The following is a 23,785-nucleotide window of genomic DNA, read 5'->3' as shown; positions in this document are numbered from 1 at the left end:
TTTGAAAACAGCTATTGTTATATTAAACTGGAACGGAAAAGCATTATTAGAGCAATTCTTACCATCAGTTATTGCAAATTCTTCTGAAGCTACTATCTATGTAGCAGACAATGCGTCAACAGACGAGTCTGTTTTATTTGTAAAACAAAATTTTCCAAGTATTAGAATTATTCAGAATATAGACAATGGTGGTTATGCCAAAGGTTATAACGATGCTTTAAAACATGTAGATGAAGATATTTATTGTTTATTAAATAGCGATGTGGAAGTTACCAAAAACTGGCTAAATCCAATACTTGAAGTCTTTAGAACCCAACCTGAAATCACCATTATTCAGCCTAAAATACTTGATTACAAAAACAAATCTTATTTTGAATATGCTGGAGCTGCTGGAGGTTTTATAGACAAATATGGATATCCGTATAATAGAGGTCGTATTTTTAATACCATTGAAGAAGATTTAGAACAATACAATGACATAACCAATATATTTTGGGCATCTGGAGCTTGTTTTTTTATTAGAAAAGAGACTTTTAATAAATTAGATGGTTTTGACGAGTCCTTTTTTGCACATATGGAAGAAATAGATTTGTGCTGGAGAGCTTTTAATCAAGGCTTTAAAACAACTTACGTAGGCACATCTACGGTCTATCATGTTGGTGGAGCCACCTTAAAAAACACCAATCCGAAGAAAACCTATTTAAACTTTAGGAACAGTTTATTCACCCTGGTTAAAAATGCTCATGGAAATCTGTTTATTTTAGTCTTAACAAGACTTGTTTTGGATGGCCTGGCTGGAATAAAATTTCTTTTCGAATTTAAACCATCTCATTTCTTAGCCATTTTAAAGGCACATTTTCACTTTTATACATATTTACCAAAACTTTTAAAGCAAAGAAAAGCTTTGAAGCAACGTAAAAAATATTTCCAAAAAACTTCTATAGTTTGGTCTTATTATATAAATAACTGTAAGACTTTCAATTGTTTATAAAACTGTTAAAATTTCTGTTAATTCATATTTAAACTCGCTTTCTTTTGTTAATTTTGGCTTGTTAATTAATAACATCTAAAAACTAAATTTATTATGAAAAGAACATTGATATTGGGTGTGTTTTCTTTATTTCTTTTGGGATCTTGTGTCTCTAAAAAAGATTATACGTCCTTAGAAGCAAAACAAAAAGAAACTCAAGACTTATTAAACACTGCCACTGTAAAACTTAATTCTTGTTTAGAAGAAAGAGCATCTGCAACAGCTAGAGCAAAAGTTTTAGAAGAACAGGTAGCAGATTTACGTAAAAGTAACGACAACTTAACCATCTTGTCTTCAAAAGGTGCAAGTAATGTTGAAAAAACTCTAGAAAGTATTAGAGAAAAAGAATTAAAAATTAATCGTTTACAGGATGCTTTAACTCAAAAAGACAGTGTAACACTTGCTTTAGTTACAAGCTTAAAACGTGAAGTAGGTATTAACGATCCAGATATTGAAATTAATGTTGAAAAGGGAGTTGTGTTCATCTCTATTGCTGATAAATTATTATTTAAAAGTGGTAGCTATGACGTAAATGATCGTGCTAAAGAGGTTCTTGGTAAAGTAGCTAAAGTTGTAAAGAGTAAACCTACTTTTGAATGCATGGTTGAAGCACATACAGATCCTGTTCCTTATAACAAACCACCATTAGTAGATAACTGGGATTTAAGTGTAAAACGCGCTACATCTGTAGTTCGTGTATTGGTTGACTTAGGAGTTGATTCAAGCAAGTTAATTGCTGCCGGTCGCTCTCAATATGTACCACTTGACACAAATGAAACTGCTGAAGGAAGAGCAGCTAACAGACGTACTAGAATTGTTATTTTACCTAAAATTGATGAATTCTACGATATGATCGAAAAAGAAATGAAGAATCTTGAAGCTGGTGGAAACTAATCAGTTTTAAAAGTCATTTATTAAAAAAGCTCAATCGAATGATTGAGCTTTTTTTATGCTTTTAAATAACTAATCTTTTTTATTTTATTAAATGGGTTAACAATTTATATTATTAGTGTTAAGCTATTAACCTATTAATTGCAATATTTAATGCAACGTATATAACCACCCAAACTCACCATCACGTATTGTAATATATGTTTTAAGAGCCTGCTTAAAAACTAATTTATTATGAGACAAGCTTTACATTATCAGTTTGAAAGACGTTCTAAAAACCATTTAGATTGGATGGCAAATATTATAAAGTCTGAAAAATATTTTCAAGCAGATTCTATAATTATTACTAATAGACAGATTAATCAATTTAATGAAAATTTAAAATCTGCTTAGCACTTTTTAGAAGGTAATAATATGACAATGAAGATTTAAAAAATCTCCAAACTCCCTTTTCCTTCTCTAACTATAATAGGCTCATTTTCAGATAAATCGACAACTGTTGACGCATGGTTGTCTCCATATCCGGCATCAATTACTAATTCTACTTTGTCTTTCCATTTTTCGTATATAAGTTCGGGATCTGTTGTATACTCCAAAACCTCATCTTCATCATGAATAGATGTTGAAATAATTGGATTTCCTAGATGCTTGACAATTTCAATAGCAATTTTATTATCTGGCACACGAATACCAACTGTTTTTTTCTTTTTAAAAGGATGTGGTAATGACTTAGCTCCAGGAAGAATAAACGTATATGGTCCCGGAAGAGCTCTTTTTAAGATTTTAAAAACTGAGGTGTCAATTTGTTTTACATAATCGCTTAGATTACTTAAATCTTCACATATAAAAGAGAAATTAGATTTTTCCAATTTCACATTTTTAATTCTTGCAACGCGTTCTAATGCTTTTACATTATTAATATCGCATCCCAAACCATAAACGGTATCTGTTGGATAAATTATTAATCCTCCTGCCCTTAAAACCTTTACTACCTTAGCTATCTCTTTTGGGTTTGGATTCTCTTCGTAAATTTTAATAAAATCAGCCATACTATATGTCTTAAATATTCGTTATCTTATACAAAGTAATTAATTAAATCTTTTATGAAGGTCATTACACACTACTTATTTATACTTTTCCTTGCATTTTCTTTTGTTTCTTGCTCTACAGACGATAACAATAATCTTGATACTGGCTTAAATTCTTCAGAATATTACCAAGAACTCAACGTGTCTTATGGTCCTGATAATGATCAAAAATTCGACATCTATTTACCAGCTAATAGAAATTTAGAAACCGAAGTGATGATTTTGGTTCATGGTGGAGGTTGGTCTGCTGGTGATAAAAACGACATGAATGAACTAAGAAATTATATTCGAAGTGAATTTCCAGACATGGGCATCGTAAACATTAATTATAGGCTTGCAGACGAAAACAACCAACCTTACCCTATGCAACTTAACGATATTACTTCAGTAATTAATCTTTTAAAATCTAAACAGGATTATTATGTTATTGATGACGATTTTGCGTTTATAGGCGTTAGTGCTGGAGCTCACCTATCTTTATTATGGAGTTATGCTTTTGATACAGACAATAATATTGATATGGTTTGCAGCATTGTTGGTCCAACCAATTTCACAGATCCAGCTTATTTAAATAATACAAATCCCGATTTACAAGTCTTATTAAATTTATATGGAGTGGATGCCACTACAGCTTATTTAGAGGAAGTAAGTCCGTTTCATAGAGTAACTGCAACTGCGCCCCCAACCATTTTGTTTTATGGTGGGTTAGATCCGTTGGTTCCAACAACGCAAGGAACAGACATGAGAGATAAGTTGGAAACTTTAGGAGTTACACATCAATTTACCTTATACCCAAATGCCGGACATGGTTGGGTAGGACTAGATTTATTAGATACAAGTATTAAACTAAAAGCATTTATTGAAACGCATTTCGATTAAGTATTAGCCAATTATTTCAAGCTTAGCAAAACGCAACAGGAGTTTTTTAATTCCTCCTTTATCAAATTTTATTTCGGCTTTGGTGTCTCCACCTGCGCCTTCAATTTTTACCACCTCTCCTTTTCCAAAACGCATATGTTCTACCATATTTCCAACAGTTAGTTTGCCATCAAACAAATTAGCACCTCCACTTGTTTTACTTACTGGTTTTAAGTTTTTTGGTGTGCTAATGGTTATTTTTTCTGAGGCTTTTTTAGGGCTTGATTGTTTTTTCTTAAACGTTGGTTGAACAGGTTTTTTAAATCGGATTTGATTCGCATTAGCCCTTCTTTTTGTTTCTGGAATATCATCTCCAAAAATATCGGCATCTAGCATGGGATTAAAACGTCGCTCCTCAATAGGTGTAATAATATCTAAATACTCTTCATCTATTTCTTCAATAAACCTACTCGGTTCAGAATCTATCAATTTTCCCCATCGATAACGAGATAATGCATAGGTTAAATAAGCTTGTTTTTCAGCTCTAGTTAAAGCTACATAAAATAAACGTCGTTCCTCCTCCAATTCGCTTCTGGTATTCATACTCATGGCGCTTGGAAATAAATCTTCTTCCAAACCAACAATATATACATAAGGAAACTCCAATCCTTTTGCCAAGTGGATGGTCATTAATGCCACATGGTCTGCATCGCCTTTGTTGGCATCTAAATCGGTTGCAAGAGCCACATCTTCTAGAAATTCTGCCAAGGAAGCTGTAGCATCTGCTAGTTCTTTTTGTCCTTCAACAAAATCTTTCATCCCATTTAAGAGCTCTTCAATATTTTCCATTTTGGCAACTCCTTCTGGAGTACCATCTTTATTTAACTCTCTAATTAAACCACTTGCTTTTGTAACGTGCTCCGCTAATTCGAAGGCATTAGCTGTTTGGTTTAACACCTGAAAACTTTCAATTAAAGTAACAAAATCTTTCAGTTTATTCTTTGTACCAGAATTAATATTAATATCTATTTTATCAATATTCTGAAGCACTTCAAAAATGGATCGGTTAAAACCATTAGCAGCAACAATCAGTCTATCTAATGTAGTTTGTCCAATTCCTCTAGCAGGATAATTAATCACACGTTTTAAGGCTTCTTCATCTGCTGGGTTAATAATTAATCGTAAATATGATAAAACATCCTTAATCTCTTTTCTTTGATAAAACGACAAGCCTCCATAAATTCTATAAGGAATATCGCGTTTACGCAAAGCATCTTCAATGGCACGAGATTGAGCATTGGTTCTGTATAAAACGGCAAAATCGCTATTTGGCAATTGATTTTCCATTTTATTCTCAAAAATAGAACTAGCCACAAAACGACCTTCATCTCCATCTGTTAAAGAACGGTTCACTTTCACTTTACCTCCATCTTCATTGGAAGTCCAGACGACTTTATCAAGCTTTGTCTGGTTTTTATCTATGATGGAGTTAGCTGCATTTACTATGTTTTTAGTGGAACGATAGTTTTGTTCCAATCTAAAAAGTTTTACATCTTCGTAATCTTTCTGGAAGTTTAAAATATTATTGATATTGGCACCACGGAAGGCATAAATACTTTGAGCATCATCTCCTACCACACATATATTTTGAAATCTATCTGAAAGTGCGCGAACAATTAAATACTGACTGTGGTTTGTATCTTGATACTCATCTACCAAAATATAACGAAACTTATCTTGATACTTAGCTAATACTTCAGGAAAGCGCGTTAAGAGTTCGTTGGTTTTTAATAATAAATCGTCGAAATCCATAGCTCCAGCTTTAAAGCATCTATCGACATAATTTTTATAAATCTCTCCCATTTTTGGGCGTCTGGCCATTACATCTGCTTCAATTAATTCTGGGTTTTGATGATATGCTTTTACAGTTATTAAGCTGTTTTTATATGAAGAAATTCTAGAACGAATCTGTTTGTACTTATAAAGATCTTTATCCAGATTCATTTCTTTAATTATAGAAGCTATTAATCTATCTGAATCTTGGGTATCGTAAATGGTAAAATTGCTTGGATATCCCAACCTATCTGCTTCAAAACGTAAAATTTTAGCAAAAACCGAGTGAAAGGTTCCCATCCATAAGTTTTTAGCTTCGCTAGTACCTACAATGGTAGCTATACGCTCTTTCATTTCACGTGCAGCTTTATTTGTGAATGTTAAGGCAAGAATATTAAACGAATCCACACCTTGACTCATTAAATAAGCAATTCTGTAGGTAAGCACTCTGGTTTTCCCAGAACCTGCTCCTGCAATAACTATCATAGGACCATCTTTTTGGATGGTTGGCGCTAATTGTGCCTCGTTTAACTGACTTAAATAGGTCTCCAAATCTCTTTCATTTTAAGGGTTAAAAATAACCATTGTCAGCCTTTAATAAGGATAGATTTATGAATAATTATAAACAATTTAAACAAGAGTTAATCTATGGTCATTGTTTTTAATAAACCAGCTCTAGTACTAATCCAAATAAAATTGAAAACCGATTGTGTTTTACTCCGTTCAATATGGTCTTTGGTAGCTTCTTTAAAAATATGCGTTTTAGTTTCGCTGTTTTTAGATACAAAGATATTTACGACATCTGAGAGAAATTGGTTTTTTTCATCTCCATTACTTTTTAATATCACTACATTAAAATCTTTATACTTCATTTTAAAATCTATCATAGATTTTTCATCTGTCCCAGAAATAGTAAAATATGTTTTATCTAACTCGCCTTCAAGTTTGACATTTAGGTTCGGTTTTGTAAATTTATTTAAATATTCTGCCTTAAGTATTCCAATATCCGCCTGTAGTTCGAATAAATCTGTTTGATTGTTTACATCAAAAGACCAAACCACATGTAAAGGCGCATGTTCCATAAAATTTGAATCAATAGTTAAAACTGTTTTGGTTGGAGCTTGATACGTATTACTCACATGCTTTATATCTGCCTGAAAATCTGTAAATAATATAGTACCAGCTGTTTTATCTAGTTTTACTTTTTCTGAATAAGAAATCTTAGCATCATGGATTAAAACGTTTTCTATGTTTAAATTGAATTTTAAATCGCGTAGCATTTTACTGTATAATGGCTTGATGCGCTCATCATCAGCCACTAACTTATCTCGATACACCTTAAAATCGGGTTGATATATTGCTATTTTTTCACTAGCAAACTGCCAGGTTGTATCTCTAACAACCCCAAAATTTGGTTTTTCAACTATTAAAGAGTCTAAATGCAAATTATAGTGATCACGCTCGAAAGGAATGATGGTTGACAGAGTTTCCTTTGAATATTTTGTATATAACTTTAAACCTTCAAATCCAGCTGCTTCATTTGTTAATTTAGCATGCTCTATAGTGACATTTTCATAGTCGCTCATTTGTCCGAAAAACGAATCAAAAAGAATTTGATAGCTACCATAATTAAAGGGGATTTTTTGGTTTTTGGTTTTCTTGTTATAAACAATTTCATTTAGCTTAAAATTGACCTGTTGCATTTCAAGCTTCAAGGAGTCTGTTTCGGTATCCAGCACTTTAATATACCCTTTGTCAATACGAATTTCTTTAATCTCAACTTCTTTATCGAATGATTTTTCTTGAGACACCTGATATTCTTCTTTAGGAATTATTGCATTATGATAATAGGTAATATTTGGGTTTTTAAAGAAAACATCATCTATCTGAACAACATTGTTTATTAGAAAATTCCAAAAACTAAAACCACTAACAGCAAATTGTTTTAATTGAACTTCGGCATTGGGTTCTTGAATGGTTTTCCCAAAGTTGGTAAGTTTTATATTATCTAATATTATTTGCCCTTTCCATAAACTTAAGTCTAAGTCTGTGTAAGTAATCTTTAACGTTTCAGGTAATTTGGTGGCTAATGCATTTTCAACTTTAGACTTTATGATATATTGTGCTATAAAAAATCCCAAAACCAGAATTAAAATTAGAACTCCAAGAATTTTCAGCCATTTCATTTTTTGTTTGCTCATTTCATAAAGATATCCAATTTTTCATATATATTTTAAATATATTTACTTCAAATCTTCATTATTATGAATTCAGTTTTAAACTTTTTAGGCAGCATCAGTTGGTGGCAATGGATTCTTATTATACTTATTTTAATTGCTATTCGCGATGTATTTGTTCAAAAACGACATACCATAAGTCATAACTTTCCTATTATTGGGCATTTTAGGTATATGCTTGAAAAAATAGGCCCTGAACTAAGGCAATATCTAGTTGCAAACAATAGAGAAGAGCTTCCTTTTAATAGAATAGAGAGAGGTTGGATTTATGCTTCGGCTAAAAAAGAAAACAATTATGAAGGTTTTGGAACCGATAGAGATATATATGCGCATCAACATATTTTTATAAATAACGCCATGATGCCTTATAAAACAGGTCTCGATCACCCTAACAATACAGACCATTGCTTTTTGCCTTGTGCTAAAGTGATGGGACTTTATAACAAACGTACAAAACCATATAGACCTGGGTCTGTAATTAATGTATCGGCTATGAGTTTTGGTTCTTTATCTGCTAGAGCTGTAGAATCCTTAAACAAAGGCATTAAAATGGCTGATGCTTACCACAATACTGGAGAAGGTGGCTTATCTCCCTACCATTCACATGGTGGCGATGTTATTTTTCATTTTGGTACGGGATACTTTGGAGTTCGAAACGATGACGGAACTTTTTCATTAGAAAAATTAGTAGAGTTAGTTAATAAAAATCCATTTGTGAAGGCTATAGAGATTAAACTTTCTCAAGGTGCCAAACCAGGAAAAGGTGGTGTTCTTCCAGCTGCGAAAATAACACAAGAAATTTCTGATATTCGCCATGTACCACTAGGACAAGATGTGCTCTCTCCTCCTAATCATTCAGCCTTTTCAAACGTTCCTGAATTAATGTTGTTTATTGAACAAATTGCTGAAGCAACCGGACTTCCTGTAGGAATAAAAGCTGCCATTGGAAAACTAGATCAATGGAAAGAATTAGCAAATATCATGGTTAAAACTGGAAAAGGTCCAGATTTTATTACCGTAGATGGTGGTGAAGGTGGTACTGGTGCAGCGCCTCCAAGTTTTGCAGACCATGTATCTCTTCCATGGGTTTTTGGGTTTAGCGATTTGTATAAAATTTTTAAAGATAAAGATCTGTGTGAGCGTATTGTATTTATAGGAAGTGGAAAATTAGGCTTTCCTGCCAAAGCTGCTATGGCTTTCGCTATGGGAGTAGATTGCATCAATGTAGCTAGAGAGGCCATGATGAGTATTGGCTGTATCCAAGCGCAAATTTGCCATACCAATCGCTGTCCAAGTGGCGTTGCAACACAAAATAAATGGCTACAAAGTGGAATAGATCCAACCTTGAAATCGGTAAGACTAGCTCAGTATTTTAAAACCTTTAGAAAAGAGTTTATTGAAATTACACATGCTTCGGGATATGAACATCCTTGTCAATACAAAATGAGCGACATAAGTGTAAATGTGGACGATCAAAGCTTGTCTAAAGAATTAGATAGCACTTACATGTATCATAAAGTGGTTGTTCCTTTTAATGGAATGCAAGAATTGAAAGATTGCATCTATTTAGGTGGTGTTAAGAAAGCTATTTAAATAAACCAAGGAATGCTTTTTTGTTTGTTTTAGAAATGGGTACCCGATACGCATTATCTAAAACAACATAACCTTCGTTTTCGAAATGACGCACTTTTTCTACGTTAATAATATGTGACTTATGGCATTTAAAAAATTTAGAACTTAATAGTTTTTCAAACTTTCCTAAATTATATGAACTTATAATAGTGACTTTATTAGTAATATGGATTTTAGTATATCCTTCGTACCCTTCTAAATGAAGCACTTCCTCCTGAGGAATAAACGAAATCCCTTTTTGTGTTGGAATGATAAGTTTGTTGTTGTTAGAAATATTCTCTTCTAAAAGATTAACCAGTTTTAAATTATTTTCACTTTCATTTTTTAATTTAATAACTTCTAAAGCTTTATTAATTGCCGTAACCAAATCATTATTATCTATAGGTTTTAACACATAATCTATAGCAGATTTTTTAAAAGCTTCTAGCGCATATTCGCTGTATGCTGTAACAAAAATGACTTGAAAGTTAACATCTGTAAGTTTTGAAAGTAATTCAAAGCCATTTATTCTTGGCATTTGAATATCTAAAAACAGAATACTAACCTCTTGTTCTTCTAATACAACAATAGCATCTTCAGGTTTTTGATAAGCGCCTAGAATTTGAATTTCAGGAAACAAATTTTCAACCTTTTTCTGTAACCCTTTAAGGTTTGAAATTTCATCATCGACTAATATGGCTGTTATGTTTTTCATTTTTGTTTTTTAGTAATTATAAACACAGATTTATTACCTCTATCTGCTTTATTTGGGCTTAATTCTTCAGCTTTATAGTCTATTTCCCATTTTTCAGAATAATTTAAAAAATGCAATCTATCATGCAGCACATTAGACGATTTTACATCATCACTTTGTCTGTTATTGGTATTTGCAAAACCTACACCATCATCTATAATTTCTACTTTAAAGGTGCGTTGCTCTATGTATATAAAATTCAAGATAACTAAACCATTTTCTAACTTATTAAAAATTCCATGATTTACTGCGTTTTCAACAATTGGCTGTAATAACATGGTTGGGATTTTCGTGTTTTTTGTATCTAAGTTAGGGTCTACATGGATGGTGAAATCTAATTTTTCTTTAAATCGCAATTTTTCAATTTCTAGATAGTTTTTAAGCAAACTCAATTCTATTGCTAACGAGATTTCGTTTTCTTTAGAAAGCTCAAAGAATTGTCTGATTAGTTTTGAAAATTTCACCAAATATAATTCTGATTTTTCAAAGTCATTCTCTCCAATATAATATTGAATTGCCGATAAGGAATTAAACACAAAATGTGGATTCATTTGCGAGCGTAATGCTTTTAGCTGAAGTTCCGATAAGCGTTTATCCTCAAATATTTTCTGATTCTTTTTAAATTGGGAACGTCTTACAAAATGTCTAGATATAAATACAATGATTATAATAGCCAGTAATACCATAAAGGCTTTAAACCAAAACTTCTGCCACCACAAAGGTTGAATAGTAAAGCTTACTTTATTAGAAAAACCTTGAGCTTCTATAAAAAGCGTGTAGCTATCTGGTTGAAGATTAGTAAAATTTAGATTACTGACTGTGGTTTGAGTCCAATCCTTATAAATGGGTTCTAATTTGTAGTTATAGGATAAATTCTTCTGTGTTTCTGCAAAATTAATATTAGAAATTTTAAAGTTTAGGTTACTATTGTCTTCATATTTAAATACAGAATTACTGTCTGTAATAGGCTGACTATTAAACAAAGCATTCTCAATATAAACATCTAATAACTGGGTTCTCTGTTTTACGTTTATTGGCAAAATAGCAATTCCGTTATTAGTAGCTACCATAAGGTTCTCTTGATTAACAATAACATTGTTTACACTATTAGATGGTAGCCCACTCACTTTATCTATGAGCATTTGAAAAACAAATTCATCATTTATTTTTGTATACTTTAAAACACCAGACTCGGTAGCTAACCAAATAGTATTGTTTTCAATATAAGCGTTATTTACAATAAGAAACTCTGAACTTGGGAGTTGCTTAATAGTTTTTAAATCTGTAATATAAGAACCAAATCCATCTGTATTTAACAAAATCTTTGTTTTTGAAATTTTATTGATACTTAATATGGATTGATTAAACTCCTGATTATTAAATAAAATAGAGGAAAATACATTGTTTTTAAATTCCTTTAATCCGCTGGATGTAGCTACTAAAAATTTATCGTTGAATATTAACAATTCATTAATCCCACTTTGGAGATATTCTACCTCAACACTAAATTTATTTGGATTAATTTTATTGATTCCTAAAGAGAATTGTCCAAACAAATAATCGTTATAAAAAACAAGTTGACGAGCCTTATCGTTCATAAGATAAACCATGTCCTGCACATGAACATCTTTAACTATATTTTTTTTCACCGTTTTAACATGACGACTAGACATGTAAAACTCGGTATCCAACTCATCTATAAAAGTCGCATTAAATAAATATTCGCCTTCTTCTATAAATGGTGAGAAGTCACTTATAAATGGTTCATATTTATAAAAGCCCTTATTAAAAACATTAGCAATAATTTTATCATTTACCTTCTTGATATTATTTACTTTATCACCTGTTAAACAATATTTTATATTTTGCTTTTCTATAGGTAGATAATAAATACCATCTGTAAAAGTACTTATCCAAATAGATCCTGTTTTATCTATAAGCCCAAAGTGTGCTTTTAAATGTTCAGGTATATAGTACGTATTTTTAATGTGAAAATCAGCATCTAAAACACCTACAAATCCATTACCGGATATTTGTATTTCGTTATTTACTACATTTATTCTTACGTGTTTCGATTGCTCAAATTTTAATTCATCCTTAAAATTTCGTTTATATAGTTTTAACGTATTCAAATTAAGAATGGAGTATTGTTTATCATTTACCCAATAAAATAAGCTATCTGTAATTTGACCTCTTTTATGAATCCTGTTTAAAACATTTTTAAAGTCATAGCTTTTAATAGTTTTATTGTTTTTATCTTGAACAAAAACAGAGTCCAGAAATTCTGTCGTTTTAAAACTAGAAACAATTGGATGCTCTATATAACTATTAGTCGCAATAGAACTTCCTAAACGATATGTCATTAAAAGCTTCCATTTTTCATCTTTTAAAATATGAAATGTATTAGAACTTGTTAAAAAGATTGTATTACCAACTTGACTTGAAAAAATAGGATTAAAAATTTCGCCTTTTTGCTCGCTTTCAAAAGCGTAGACACGATCGTTTTCAATATATCCTAATTTAGATGATTTGGAGAGGTACCATAGCTTTCCATCTGGAGTTGGAAAGACTTCCCATACATCGTTAGTTGCCAAACCATCTTTGGTGGTAAATATTTTCATGGAATTACCATTATATTTAACCAAACCTTTGTCTGTAGCAATCCATAAAAAGCCTTTTTCGTCTTGCGTTATTTTGTAGATATGGTTACTTGGTAAGCCGTCCTCTGTGGTGTAATTGGTAAATTGCTGTCCATATAAAAAGGCACTTAAGAAAAGAAAAGCATACAGAAGATAATTGGTTTTTGCTATTCTATTCAAATTTTTACGTTCATTATAAAAAAAAGAATACCATATCCACAAGGGTAAAATTGTGATATGGTATTTTTTTTGTTCCAATAGAATTTCTTTAAGTGAATTACAAATGTAATGGATTTAATAAATTAATAATATTAAATTAATTCATCTACATAACCATCGCAATCATCATCAATACCATTATCTCTCTCCATAGCATACGGATGAACTTCTGGATTAGCATCATCACAGTCTAAATTATTATGAACACCATTTGCTGGTGGTGCTAATGGGCTACCCGCTCCATAACCATCGCCATCATTATCTGCATAAATTTCAAAGAAATCTAAATTACCATCACAATTGTCGTCTTTATCATTACCTACAATTTCATCTGCTTTAGGGTTTATCATAGGGTCTGTATCATCACAATCTGCATTGTTATAAGACGTACCACCTGGAGCAGGATCTCCAAAATTCACTTCGAAAACACCGCTATTATTTGGGTCTCCAAAACCATCTTCATCATCATCTTTATAAAAAGTCAATCCAAAAAGTCCATTACAGTTTTCATCGATTTCGTTATCGGGAACTTCTACTGCATCAGGATTAACAGCTGCATTTGCATCGTCGCAATCAGAATTATCTCTTACATAATTTGCTGGTGCATCAGCATTTGTATACATAGTTCCGTTTACATTAGCATCACCAAAACCATCTTGATCTAGATCAGGCCAAAAATTATAGGAGTAATCATCTGGTTCTCCATAACAACCAGAACCTATAATAAATACTGCTGTTACTAACAGCAGTACTGGTAAAATTGTTTTTAAAAATCTTGTTTTCATAATTTTAAGTATTAATTGTGTTTATATTAATTTGTTTATAGAATTTATAATAAAAATAAGCGGATGCAGATATAAGGCAAACTGCTATAAATTGAGAATGTGATAAAATATCATTTATAATAAAACCGCGTTCATCTCCACGAAAAAGTTCTAAAATCCCTCTTCCAAAAGCATATAGCATTAAATAGATTAGAAATACCTGTCCTTTAAATTGCTGATATTTTTTAACTACCAACAGTATTAACATAATGGCAAATATCATACTGCTCTCATATAATTGCGTTGGGTGAACTGCTATGTTTTGTGTTGTTGGAAAAACCAATCCGAATCCACTTTCTGTTGGAGAACCATAACAACATCCTGCCGCAAAACAGCCTACTCGTCCAATAGCGTGTACAATAGTTGTTGTTATTGCAAAAATATCTAGCATGGGTAAAACAGGTATTTGATGCCTTTTTAAATACCAGATGATATAAGGGATGATGGCTACAAATGAACCATAAAACACAAAACCTCCCGAAAAGTTATCAGACATTAAGTTTGGATTTTGAAGATATAGTAATGGGTCTTGTAGGTAATAAAATAGTTTTCCACCCACAAAACCAGCAATAAATATGCAATAGAAAAATGTGTTTGATAAATTGCTAATTCCCAACTCATTTTTTGCTCGCCTTTTTGTATAAATTGCTGCTACCAATGTCCCTAAAGCAATTAAGGCCGCATAAGAATAAATGGTTATTTCCTGTATTCCAAGAGTACGTGATAGAAATTCGGGTAGTGAAAAGCTGAAAAGTTCTGGAAACATAAAACCTATTGTTTAACTATTTTTTTGGTTGAAATACCTTGTGTAGTTTCTACTTGTAAAAATATAAACCACATTGGAAAATTTCCATTGGAATTAGACATACTCACGTTATTCCCAGTTAACGTCCATCCATTTAAATTGGTTGCAAAATCAAAATTAGGAATATTAATATTTTGAGCCTTAACAAGACATAGATTGCAAATTAATGCAAGAAAAAGTAATTTTATTTTCATAATAAGTAGGTTAAAAAAATCGCCAGCAAATTAATAAGTCCCTCCCTACTGACGATTTTAAGTTTTCTGACTAATAGCGTATGCAAAATAGTACGTAATATTTTGACTACATGTTTACATATAAGGAATAGGAGTTTTGGTCTAACGAAAACATACTTTCATTCTATGACCTGATAATTTGTCCTATTATAAAAAAAACTTATGTTTGTACTAATAAAAACACAACTCTAAATAATTCAAACTACTTATGGACTCTGATAGAATTATTGACTTATTCATGTTTGCTATTCCCACTTTAATTACTGGTTTAATAGCTTATTATTTTTTTAAAGAACACACTAAGAATGAAGATGGCAGAAGACGCTTTTTACTACATAAAGACATGCAAGTAAATACCATGCCATTACGTTTACAAGCTTACGAGCGTATGGCCTTATTTTTAGAACGAATTACGCCTTCTAAATTACTTATAAGAATAAGTCCAAACTCTTCGAATAAAGAAGATTATGAGGCTTTAATTATAGCGGCAATTGAACAAGAATTTGATCATAATCTATCGCAACAAATTTATTTAAGCGATGATTGCTGGAACATTATAACAGCTGCAAAAAACGCTACAATTCAACTTATAAGAAAAGCGAGCCTATTAGAAAAAACAGATACTTCCAACAAACTCAGAGAAGTTATTTTAACTGAAATGATGGAAAAAAGAGCCCCTAGCGATGCTGCACTATCTTTTATTAAACAAGAGGTAAGCGATATGTGGTAAAACCTAAAAATGTTGTCTTAATTTTCTTTAAAAGGAATAATTCTACAGTACATTACAACTATTTCTCGGATTCTAATGGACTAATAGATTGGTTTTTGAATTTAGCAAAATTAAAGCCACTTTGCCACCATAAATTCATTTTTTCTTTATTAAACACTAACGAATTGGTAGTAAGCACGGTTGGTGTATAATAAAAATTGATAATTGCATCTTGATTTGTTGCCACAAATTTTCCAATTCTAATATTCTGACTCTCAATTCTATCCAACATAAAGGCGAACATATTTGTCAATAAAGAAAAGGCGTTTAAAGAAGGCATTCTATTAAGTTGTGTGATTTCGGTTTGTAAAATAATCGCATCCACATGTGTCGCCCCGCGTTTAATAGCTTCCTCTATTGGAACCATGGACCCCAGACCTCCATCGGCATATTCGCAACCATTTTTTTGAACTAGTGACATGAATGGCGTGTAATTACATGAAATCCAAATCCATTCGCAAAACTCATCGTAATCAAAGTCTTTTATGGATTTATACTCTACTTGATTGAGTGATAAGTTTGAGACTGTTATCACAATGTCCTTTTGAGACACTTTTAACTCTGTAAACTCTTCCTGACTTATGGTTTTTTTAATCAATTTTCTCAGATTATAACTTTCTCCAAAAGTTTTACTTCCTCTCAACAAGTTTCTTAAAACATTGAAATGATTGATTTTAATAGTCTCCATTCCCTTTTTTCTCTTAATCATAAAGGGACAAACACTAAAGATAGCTTGCTGATTAACATTGGTATAAATCTCTTTTATTTTATCTACTTGATTTAAAGCCAAATGAGATACTAACAAACTTCCTGTTGAAGTTCCTAAAAACAAATCGTAATGAAGTTTCTTATTTTCAATAAGATATTGCGCCACACCTCCTGCAAATGCCCCCTTGCTTCCTCCTCCAGAAATTACTAATGCTCTCATTTAATTAGAATTTTGCAATTTTAAAATAACTTCTTGATAGTCCGGATTATCAGATAAGACCTCCAACATGTTTTTGGCATATTTTTTAAAACGCCAGTTGTAATGATTTGATGCCTCTACAAGGTTAGATAACACACTATCATTAAAGATACTTAAAGAGCTCAAATAATTAAACGCCATCAACCTAACCTCAAAACCATATTTTGGATTGGAATAACCGACTAATTCATTTAAAAAATCCATTTTAACTTCTGGTTGATACGAAGGTGTAGATATAGCAAGAGCCAACCAAAGTTGTCTCACATTTTTATCACTTAGCCCAATGATATCTTTAGTTTCATTTAAATAAACCTCTCTATCTTCAGGAAAGTTTATCCATAAATGAAATAAGGCTGACTCAATAGTCAAATAAGACTGATCTTTTAACAAGGATTCATAATCTTTTTTGAGGTTTAAAGGAATTTTATCGACATGCTGAGCAATGGCTTGCCTTGTTTTTAAAGAACCCTCAAACACTTTTGAGGTAATTTTATTAGGCATCTGAGAAATAACCTTTTGCTTAGCTTGATCTGAAATTGGAGCGGTTAAATAATAATCGCATTTAGAAGTCATTAATTCACAGTCTACCATGTCATACTCTTGAATAAAAGCCGATTGCATCAAAATTTCAGTTGCTTTTTCAAACGGAAACCCTATTTGCACTAACCATATGTCAACAAATTGCGTTAAATCTTTTCCACTAGTTTTTTCTACTTCAGAAATAAAATCTGTTGTTTCTACAATTGCAAATGGATGAGCTTTCAAATAGTTTTTAACAGCGTGCGTAAAGGCTTCATCTCCTACTTCCTCTCTTAAAGCATGCAACGCCCAAGCGCCTCGTTTATAGAAAGTGGTACTGCTAGATTTTGGATTTAGTAAAGAGGTGCTTGTTCCAGACCTATTTTGATCCATCAATTCCTGAGCATATTCATACAACCTCCAGTAATAATAGTTTTTTCCAAAAACATCTTTTTCTGCTAAAAGTGCATAATAAGTAGCAAAACCTTCCTGCAACCAATGGTGTTCGCTACTTTTTGCAGTAACATAATCTCCAAACCATTGATGGGCTAGTTCGTGTGCATTCACATTCACGTAATTTTTATCTACAAACCCAATGGAATCAACTACAAACCCATCAGAAAAAATAGTTGCACTCGTATTTTCCATTCCTGCATATAGAAAATCATGAACTGGAATCTGCTTGTAATTTTGCCATGGATATAACATACCAATCTCATCTTCCAGAAAATCGAACATCTGTTTGCTGTAACGATAGGTTGGTTCCATCTTCAAAGAATCTTCAGGATAATAATACATTTCTAAAGGAATGCCACTTTTTGAGGTTTCCTTGTGAACATTATATTTTCCAACAACTAAAGCGAGTAAGTAACTAGACATAGGTTCTTTCATATCGAATTTCCAGATCGTGTTTTCAGCATTAACCTCTTTATCTACAAGGACTCCATTTGCAACAACTTCATAATCACTATTAAAATTAATAGATAAATCGAACTCAATTTTATCATTGGTATCATCTAAACTAGGCAACCAATTACTCGTGTATTTTCCCTGACCTTGAGTCCAAATTTGGTTTGGGGCTTCATTCTCCCACCCAACAAAGTAAAGCGCCTTTTTAGGTTCTGCTTCATATTTAAAACTTAACAGATAGTTTTGGATTGCGTTAAATTGAGAATAAATAATAAGGTTTTTACCATCATTTCTAAAAGTTACTTTTTTACCATTTAACAATACATCATCAAAATTCATGGCTATTGCATCCAGATAAACAGAATCTACATCTTTCAATATTTTAAATTGATAATTTATCAGGCCATGGACTTTAAACGAATCCAAATCAAAGCTCAAACGAACATCAGCATGAGTAAAATCAACATTTTCAAGTTGTTGTGAATAAGAAGTTGCCACAAAAAACAAAAAAATGGATACAAGAAGATATTTCATAGATTTACGGTTTCAACTGCTTGACTAAAATACATAAATTTTGAAGTTTATAGTTTCGAGATTAAGGTTTATATTCGTGTTATGTCTATTAATTTACAAACTCCCATAGATTATTTAAAAGGTGTCGGCCCTAATCGAGCTGATTTACTCAGGAAGGAATTGGGCATTCACACCTATCAAGATTTAATTAATTTATTCCCAAACAGATACTTAGACAGAACCCAATATTATAAAATCAACCAACTACAACGCAACAATGCTGAAGTGCAGGTGATTGGCGAAATTATTAGTATAAAAGAAGTGACTCAAAAACGTGGAAAACGTTTGGTTGCAACCTTCAAAGATGACACTGGAATCATGGAATTGGTTTGGTTTCGAGGGCAAAAATGGATTAGAGAAAGCCTAAAGCTTAAAAAACCTTACGTTATTTTTGGCAAAGTCAACTGGTTTAATGGTGTTTTTAGTATGCCACATCCAGATATGGAGCTTATGGAAGAACATGAAAAGAATTTACGCTCTGCCATGCAACCCATTTATCCATCTACCGAGAAGTTGTCGAACATGGGAATTACCAATCGGGTAATTAATAAAATCATGCAACAATTGTTTCTAGAAACCAAGGGACGATTTGTAGAATCCCTTTCCGAAAATATACTTGTAGAACTCAAATTAATATCTAAATCTGAAGCTGTTTTTAACATCCATTTTCCGAAAAATCAAGAGCAATTATCACGAGCGCAATTCCGATTAAAATTTGAAGAATTATTCTACATTCAACTGCAATTAATTCTGAAAAATTTAATCCATAAATCGAAAATTAAAGGCTTGCCTTTTACACAAGTTGGAACATATTTCAACACGTTCTATAAAGACCATTTACCCTTCGAACTAACCCATGCACAAAAACGTGTTTTAAAAGAAATTAGGCAAGATTTAGGCAGTAATGCACAAATGAATCGTCTTCTACAAGGAGATGTGGGTTCCGGAAAAACCATAGTAGCCTTCATGTCAATGCTCATGGCACTTGATAACGGTTTTCAAGCTTGCTTGATGGCTCCGACTGAAATTTTGTCAGTCCAACACTATAATGGATTACAAGAACTAGCTAACAAATTAAATATCAGTATAAAACTTCTTACAGGTTCAAGTAATACTTCAGAAAGAAAAGAAATTCACAAATCTCTTGAAAACGGCGAATTAGACATCTTAATTGGCACACATGCTTTGCTTGAAGATAAGGTTAAATTCAAGAATTTAGGACTCGCAATAATAGATGAGCAACACCGTTTTGGTGTCGAACAAAGAAGTAAATTGTGGCATAAAGGCCCTTCTCAATCTGACCAGAATGAACCTAAAACTTCAGCTACTCCACCACATATTTTAGTAATGACTGCAACTCCAATTCCACGTACCTTAGCCATGTCTGTTTATGGAGATTTGGACATCTCAGTCATCGACGAATTACCACCTGGAAGACAAGCCATAAAAACGGTTCATCGATATGATAAAAACCGACTGAAAGTTTTCAGATTTATAAGAGATGAAATTGAAAAGGGCCGACAAATTTATATTGTTTATCCCTTAATTCAAGAAAGTGAGAAAATGGATTATAAAGATTTAATGGATGGTTATGAAAGTGTGGTTAGAGACTTCCCTCATCCTAAGTATCAAATTTCAATTGTTCACGGACAAATGAAACCAGCAGACAAAGAATTTGAAATGCAGCGTTTTATTAAAGGAGAAACAAACATCATGGTTGCCACAACGGTTATTGAGGTTGGGGTAAATGTTCCAAATGCATCCGTGATGATTATTGAAAGTGCCGAACGCTTTGGATTATCACAATTGCACCAATTACGTGGTCGTGTAGGACGTGGTGCCGAACAAAGCTATTGCATTTTAATGACCAGCCACAAACTAAGCAACGACAGCAAGAAACGCATTGAAACCATGTGCAGAACCAACGATGGTTTTGAAATTGCCGAAGTAGATTTAAACCTTCGTGGTCCAGGAGACATTATGGGAACTCAACAAAGTGGTGTTTTAAACCTTAAAATTGCCGATTTATTAAAAGACAAAGACATCTTACAGTCGGCGAGATTTTACGCTAAAAAAGTACTTCAGAATGACCCCAGGTTAGTTTCCCCAGAGAATAAGACCATCTTATACACCTATCAACAGCTTGGAAAGTATAAGAATATCTGGAATTTTATTAGTTAATTTTTATATTCAATTAAAGTATATTATATAGATTAAGGGGTAATAACTATAGAAAATATAAACTATTATTTTATCAAAACATCCTGTTACAACTTTTAGCGCATTTTGTGATAAACACCTTATTATAAGTAGTTTTACCTGGGGTTTATTCAGGGACTATTCGAGAACGCCTTTATTGCAATTTTTATATATGGGACTTTTTGGGAGAGCTCCCAAAGGAATTCGGAATAACACCTAAAACAGACTAGAATACAACAATTTTCTTTGTAGCATACATCATCAAATAAACACAAGGGTTTTTGTAATTATACTCCTTAAACATACTTATCTATACGTTTAGTTTTTATGATTGAAAAATGCTAACTTCGCTTATCATCAGATATAAAACATTGCAACGATTACATATCAAGTCGTTATAATCAATGAAAAAAAATGAACACACTCATAAAAAACGGCCTCTTTTATTCTGGAAATAGAAATGAAAAAGCAAGTCAACAAGATCTATTAATAAATGAAAATGGTGAAATCATAGAAATTGGGTCAATAGATTTAACACAAAATGCTACCACCCAAATTATTGACGCAAAAGGCAAATGGATTTTGCCAGGTTTTATTGATTCACACACACATTATGATGCTGAAATTTTGGCATCGCCAGGCCTTAAAGAGTCTGCTAGGCATGGAGTTACTTCTATTATACTAGGCAGTTGTTCTGTATCGGCTATTTACAACACACCGGAAGACACTTCAGACTCTTTTACAAGAGTCGAAGCTATACCAAGAGAAGTGATGCTACCTTTACTTCAAAAAGTAAAAACCTGGAATTCGCCTAAGGAGTGGAAAAATTACATCAACCAATTACCCCTGGGTATCAATGTGGCTTCGTTTGTAGGGCATTCAGATATGCGTATGAAAGTAATGGGGATTGATCGCTCACTTTCTCATTCCGAAAAAGCTACCAAACAAGAAAAACAATCTATGAATCTGATGCTTAACGAAGCATTAGATGAAGGGTTTTTAGGCTTGTCGACAATGGATAATCCGTGGGATAAAATGGATGGCGACAGGTATTGGTCGCATAAAACCCCGTCCTTCTACTCTTCTTGGAAAGAACGAAAAAGTCTTATCGAAATCTTAAGAAAAAGGGATGCTATTTTACAAGGTGCTCCAAATTTAGTGACGCGTTTCAATGCTTTAAACTACATGTTGGCTAGTTCAGGGCTCTTTAGAAAACCTCTAAAGACCACAATGATTGCCATGATGGATTTAATTGGAGATAGATATATTTACCCCATCTTAGCTTTTGCCAGCAGAGCCATTAATGTATTAGGAAAAGCCAATTTTAGAATGCAATCTCCACCTTGTCCTTTTACGGTATATTATGATGGCGTAGACTCTGTTATGTTCGAAGAATTCCCTAGTGGTGAAGCACTAAGACACTTAGCTAAAGAAATAGATACAAGAAATGAACTTATAAACGATGAACAGTTTAGAGCAAATTTTAAAAAAGAAATCAAGAACAAATTTGCTCCAAAAGTGTGGCATAAAGATTTAAGTAAATCTACTATTATAGCTTGCCCAGATGCAAGTATGATAGGGAAAAATTTCTATGAATTAGCCGAAGAGAAAAACCAACATCCAGTCGATTTATTTTTAGATACCATTATTCAATACGACAAACAAATGAGATGGACCACGACCATTGCTAATGATAGAAAAGAAAAATACAAGAGACTTTATAACTTTCCATATAATCTGATTAGTTTTTCGGATGCTGGAGCGCACCTCAACAATATGGCTTTTTATAATTTTCCTTTAAAAATGATAAAAAACGTTCAAGAGTCTATCGATAAAGGCCAACCCATCATGTCCATGGAAAAATGTGTTTGGCGACTTACAAAAGAACAAGCAGATTGGTTTGGATTAGATTGTGGACATTTAGCCAAAGGGAAAGTAGCCGATTTAGTGCTAATAAACCCAAAAAACTTTCACACTGTTACCGAAGAGATCCAACTGGGCACGATTCAAGAATTTGGAAATCATGAAAGATTAGTAAATAGAAATGACGGCGTAGTTTCACGAGTTATGGTTGCTGGAAAGACCATTTTTGAAAAGGATGTGTTTGTTGATGGTTATGGAAAAGCAACCAAATATGGGCGATTTTTAGAGAAAGTTATTTAAAGAATAGGATGGTAAGTGTAAGAATATTTGTAATTATATTAGTAAATACCCCCATTAGTCCCTAAGGGTTTTTAATATAAAAGAAATCTTAATACATTAAAAAAAAAGCACCAACTATAAAGTTGATGCTTCTCTTAGTTTTAACAATTAATTACTCTATCTATCTTTTAATTAACTGCTTTTTAAATTGAGTAATGTCCAAATCAAGTATCATAAAGTATGAGCCACTAGCAAGTTCCGAAATATCAATATTTATACGTGAAGAATTACTATTAACATTAATGCTCTTTACAACTCTTCCTGATATATCAAACAATTTAATTGATTGGATATTTATACTTTTAGAATTGCTTAAAGTTACATTATCTATCACAGGATTTGGATACAGTTTTAAACTATCAATCAATTCATTATCATCAATACTTAAATTCTCTACAACCATGATTGGTGCGCCTGCTACATCTAAAGCTGCACATAAACCATTGCTTGTTACGATATTTAAAACATCGCCTCCTGTAGTGGTTCCTGGTACAATAACACTTAAGTCTAAATAGTTAGGGTCGGTGTTATCTGTCACTTCAGCTACCAAAGTATGAATCGTGTAATCTCCTGCTGCTGTCACCGTAAATTCTGGTGTTGCTGCTGTTTGCTCAATGATCAAGGT

General features: G+C 32.4%; 19 protein-coding genes. 8 read left to right on the top strand and 11 right to left on the bottom strand.

Annotated elements, in window-relative coordinates; translation table 11 throughout:
* Position 1: 1 nt before the first annotated feature.
* The 3 genes from OS191_RS03370 (at position 2) to OS191_RS03360 (ending at position 2,314) form a co-directional block, all read left to right on the top strand.
* Positions 2-991 (top strand): glycosyltransferase family 2 protein, encoded by a 990-nt coding sequence (locus OS191_RS03370; RefSeq protein WP_267154309.1) that lies wholly within the window; start codon positions 2-4, stop codon positions 989-991.
* A gap of 93 nt (positions 992-1,084) precedes the next feature.
* Positions 1,085-1,924 (top strand): OmpA family protein, encoded by an 840-nt coding sequence (locus OS191_RS03365; protein WP_267154308.1) that lies wholly within the window; start codon positions 1,085-1,087, stop codon positions 1,922-1,924.
* A gap of 231 nt (positions 1,925-2,155) precedes the next feature.
* Positions 2,156-2,314 carry a hypothetical protein gene (locus tag OS191_RS03360; protein WP_267154307.1) on the top strand — a complete coding sequence of 53 codons (159 nt, stop codon included), beginning with the start codon at positions 2,156-2,158 and terminating at the stop codon, positions 2,312-2,314.
* Between the two features lie 35 nt (positions 2,315-2,349).
* Here OS191_RS03360 and OS191_RS03355 read toward each other — a convergent pair whose 3' ends face one another.
* Positions 2,350-2,970 carry an L-threonylcarbamoyladenylate synthase gene (locus OS191_RS03355; RefSeq protein ID WP_267154306.1) on the bottom strand — a complete coding sequence of 207 codons (621 nt, stop codon included), beginning with the start codon at positions 2,968-2,970 and terminating at the stop codon, positions 2,350-2,352.
* Between the two features lie 54 nt (positions 2,971-3,024).
* Here OS191_RS03355 and OS191_RS03350 point away from each other — a divergent pair, with 54 nt between their 5' ends.
* A complete protein-coding gene (locus OS191_RS03350; protein ID WP_267154305.1) occupies positions 3,025-3,888 on the top strand; it encodes an alpha/beta hydrolase in 864 nt (287 codons plus the stop codon).
* Between the two features lie 3 nt (positions 3,889-3,891).
* Here OS191_RS03350 and OS191_RS03345 read toward each other — a convergent pair whose 3' ends face one another.
* On the bottom strand, positions 3,892-6,252 hold the full coding sequence (locus OS191_RS03345; protein ID WP_267154304.1) for an ATP-dependent helicase: 2,361 nt from the start codon (positions 6,250-6,252) through the stop codon (positions 3,892-3,894).
* 89 nt (positions 6,253-6,341) lie between these two features.
* The gene (locus OS191_RS03340; protein ID WP_267154303.1) at positions 6,342-7,886 is read right to left on the bottom strand and encodes a hypothetical protein; all 1,545 of its coding nucleotides are present in this window, start codon (positions 7,884-7,886) and stop codon (positions 6,342-6,344) included.
* A 78-nt stretch (positions 7,887-7,964) separates the two neighbouring features.
* On the opposite strand from OS191_RS03340, the gene OS191_RS03335 reads away from it, so the two are divergent.
* On the top strand, positions 7,965-9,530 hold the full coding sequence (locus OS191_RS03335) for an FMN-binding glutamate synthase family protein (protein WP_267154302.1): 1,566 nt from the start codon (positions 7,965-7,967) through the stop codon (positions 9,528-9,530).
* Here OS191_RS03335 and OS191_RS03330 read toward each other — a convergent pair.
* From OS191_RS03330 to OS191_RS03310, 5 genes are all read right to left on the bottom strand, one after another.
* Positions 9,523-10,263: a LytR/AlgR family response regulator transcription factor gene (locus OS191_RS03330; protein WP_267154301.1), complete on the bottom strand. Its 741-nt coding sequence runs from the start codon at positions 10,261-10,263 to the stop codon at positions 9,523-9,525. The two genes, OS191_RS03335 and OS191_RS03330, sit on opposite strands and share 8 nt — an antisense overlap.
* Positions 10,260-13,121 carry a sensor histidine kinase gene (locus OS191_RS03325; protein ID WP_267154300.1) on the bottom strand — a complete coding sequence of 954 codons (2,862 nt, stop codon included), beginning with the start codon at positions 13,119-13,121 and terminating at the stop codon, positions 10,260-10,262. The genes OS191_RS03330 and OS191_RS03325 overlap by 4 nt, the downstream gene beginning before the upstream one ends.
* Before the next feature lie 131 nt (positions 13,122-13,252).
* Complete coding sequence (locus OS191_RS03320) at positions 13,253-13,945, bottom strand: putative metal-binding motif-containing protein (RefSeq protein ID WP_267154299.1); 693 nt, start codon at positions 13,943-13,945, stop codon at positions 13,253-13,255.
* Positions 13,946-13,949: 4 nt separating this feature from the next.
* A complete protein-coding gene (locus OS191_RS03315) occupies positions 13,950-14,750 on the bottom strand; it encodes a prolipoprotein diacylglyceryl transferase (RefSeq protein ID WP_267154298.1) in 801 nt (266 codons plus the stop codon).
* Positions 14,751-14,755: 5 nt separating this feature from the next.
* Positions 14,756-14,983: a hypothetical protein gene (locus OS191_RS03310; protein ID WP_267154297.1), complete on the bottom strand. Its 228-nt coding sequence runs from the start codon at positions 14,981-14,983 to the stop codon at positions 14,756-14,758.
* 247 nt (positions 14,984-15,230) lie between these two features.
* Here OS191_RS03310 and OS191_RS03305 point away from each other — a divergent pair, with 247 nt between their 5' ends.
* Positions 15,231-15,752 carry a DUF7935 family protein gene (locus tag OS191_RS03305; RefSeq protein WP_267154296.1) on the top strand — a complete coding sequence of 174 codons (522 nt, stop codon included), beginning with the start codon at positions 15,231-15,233 and terminating at the stop codon, positions 15,750-15,752.
* 58 nt (positions 15,753-15,810) lie between these two features.
* Here OS191_RS03305 and OS191_RS03300 read toward each other — a convergent pair whose 3' ends face one another.
* Together OS191_RS03300 and OS191_RS03295 are read right to left on the bottom strand one after the other, a co-directional pair.
* On the bottom strand, positions 15,811-16,719 hold the full coding sequence (locus OS191_RS03300) for a patatin-like phospholipase family protein (RefSeq protein WP_267154295.1): 909 nt from the start codon (positions 16,717-16,719) through the stop codon (positions 15,811-15,813).
* Positions 16,720-18,720, bottom strand: coding sequence for a M1 family metallopeptidase (locus OS191_RS03295; protein WP_267154294.1), 2,001 nt, complete (start codon positions 18,718-18,720; stop codon positions 16,720-16,722).
* A gap of 81 nt (positions 18,721-18,801) precedes the next feature.
* Between OS191_RS03295 and recG the strand changes: the two genes are divergently transcribed.
* Both recG and OS191_RS03285 read left to right on the top strand, forming a co-directional pair.
* Positions 18,802-20,940, top strand: a complete 2,139-nt coding sequence (recG, locus tag OS191_RS03290) for an ATP-dependent DNA helicase RecG (protein WP_267154293.1) — start codon at positions 18,802-18,804, stop codon at positions 20,938-20,940.
* 432 nt (positions 20,941-21,372) lie between these two features.
* Positions 21,373-23,121, top strand: a complete 1,749-nt coding sequence (locus tag OS191_RS03285) for an N-acyl-D-amino-acid deacylase family protein (RefSeq protein ID WP_267154292.1) — start codon at positions 21,373-21,375, stop codon at positions 23,119-23,121.
* Positions 23,122-23,281: 160 nt separating this feature from the next.
* Here OS191_RS03285 and OS191_RS03280 read toward each other — a convergent pair.
* Positions 23,282-23,785, bottom strand: a 504-nt coding sequence (locus tag OS191_RS03280; RefSeq protein ID WP_267154291.1) for a T9SS type A sorting domain-containing protein, incomplete at its 5' end; no start/stop codon positions are given.

The sequence above is a fragment of the Xanthomarina sp. F2636L genome, assembly GCF_026410195.1.
Lineage (GTDB): Bacteria > Bacteroidota > Bacteroidia > Flavobacteriales > Flavobacteriaceae > Xanthomarina.
Note: the sequence above shows the minus strand (reverse complement) of the source record. Positions and strands in the feature narration are given on the sequence as shown.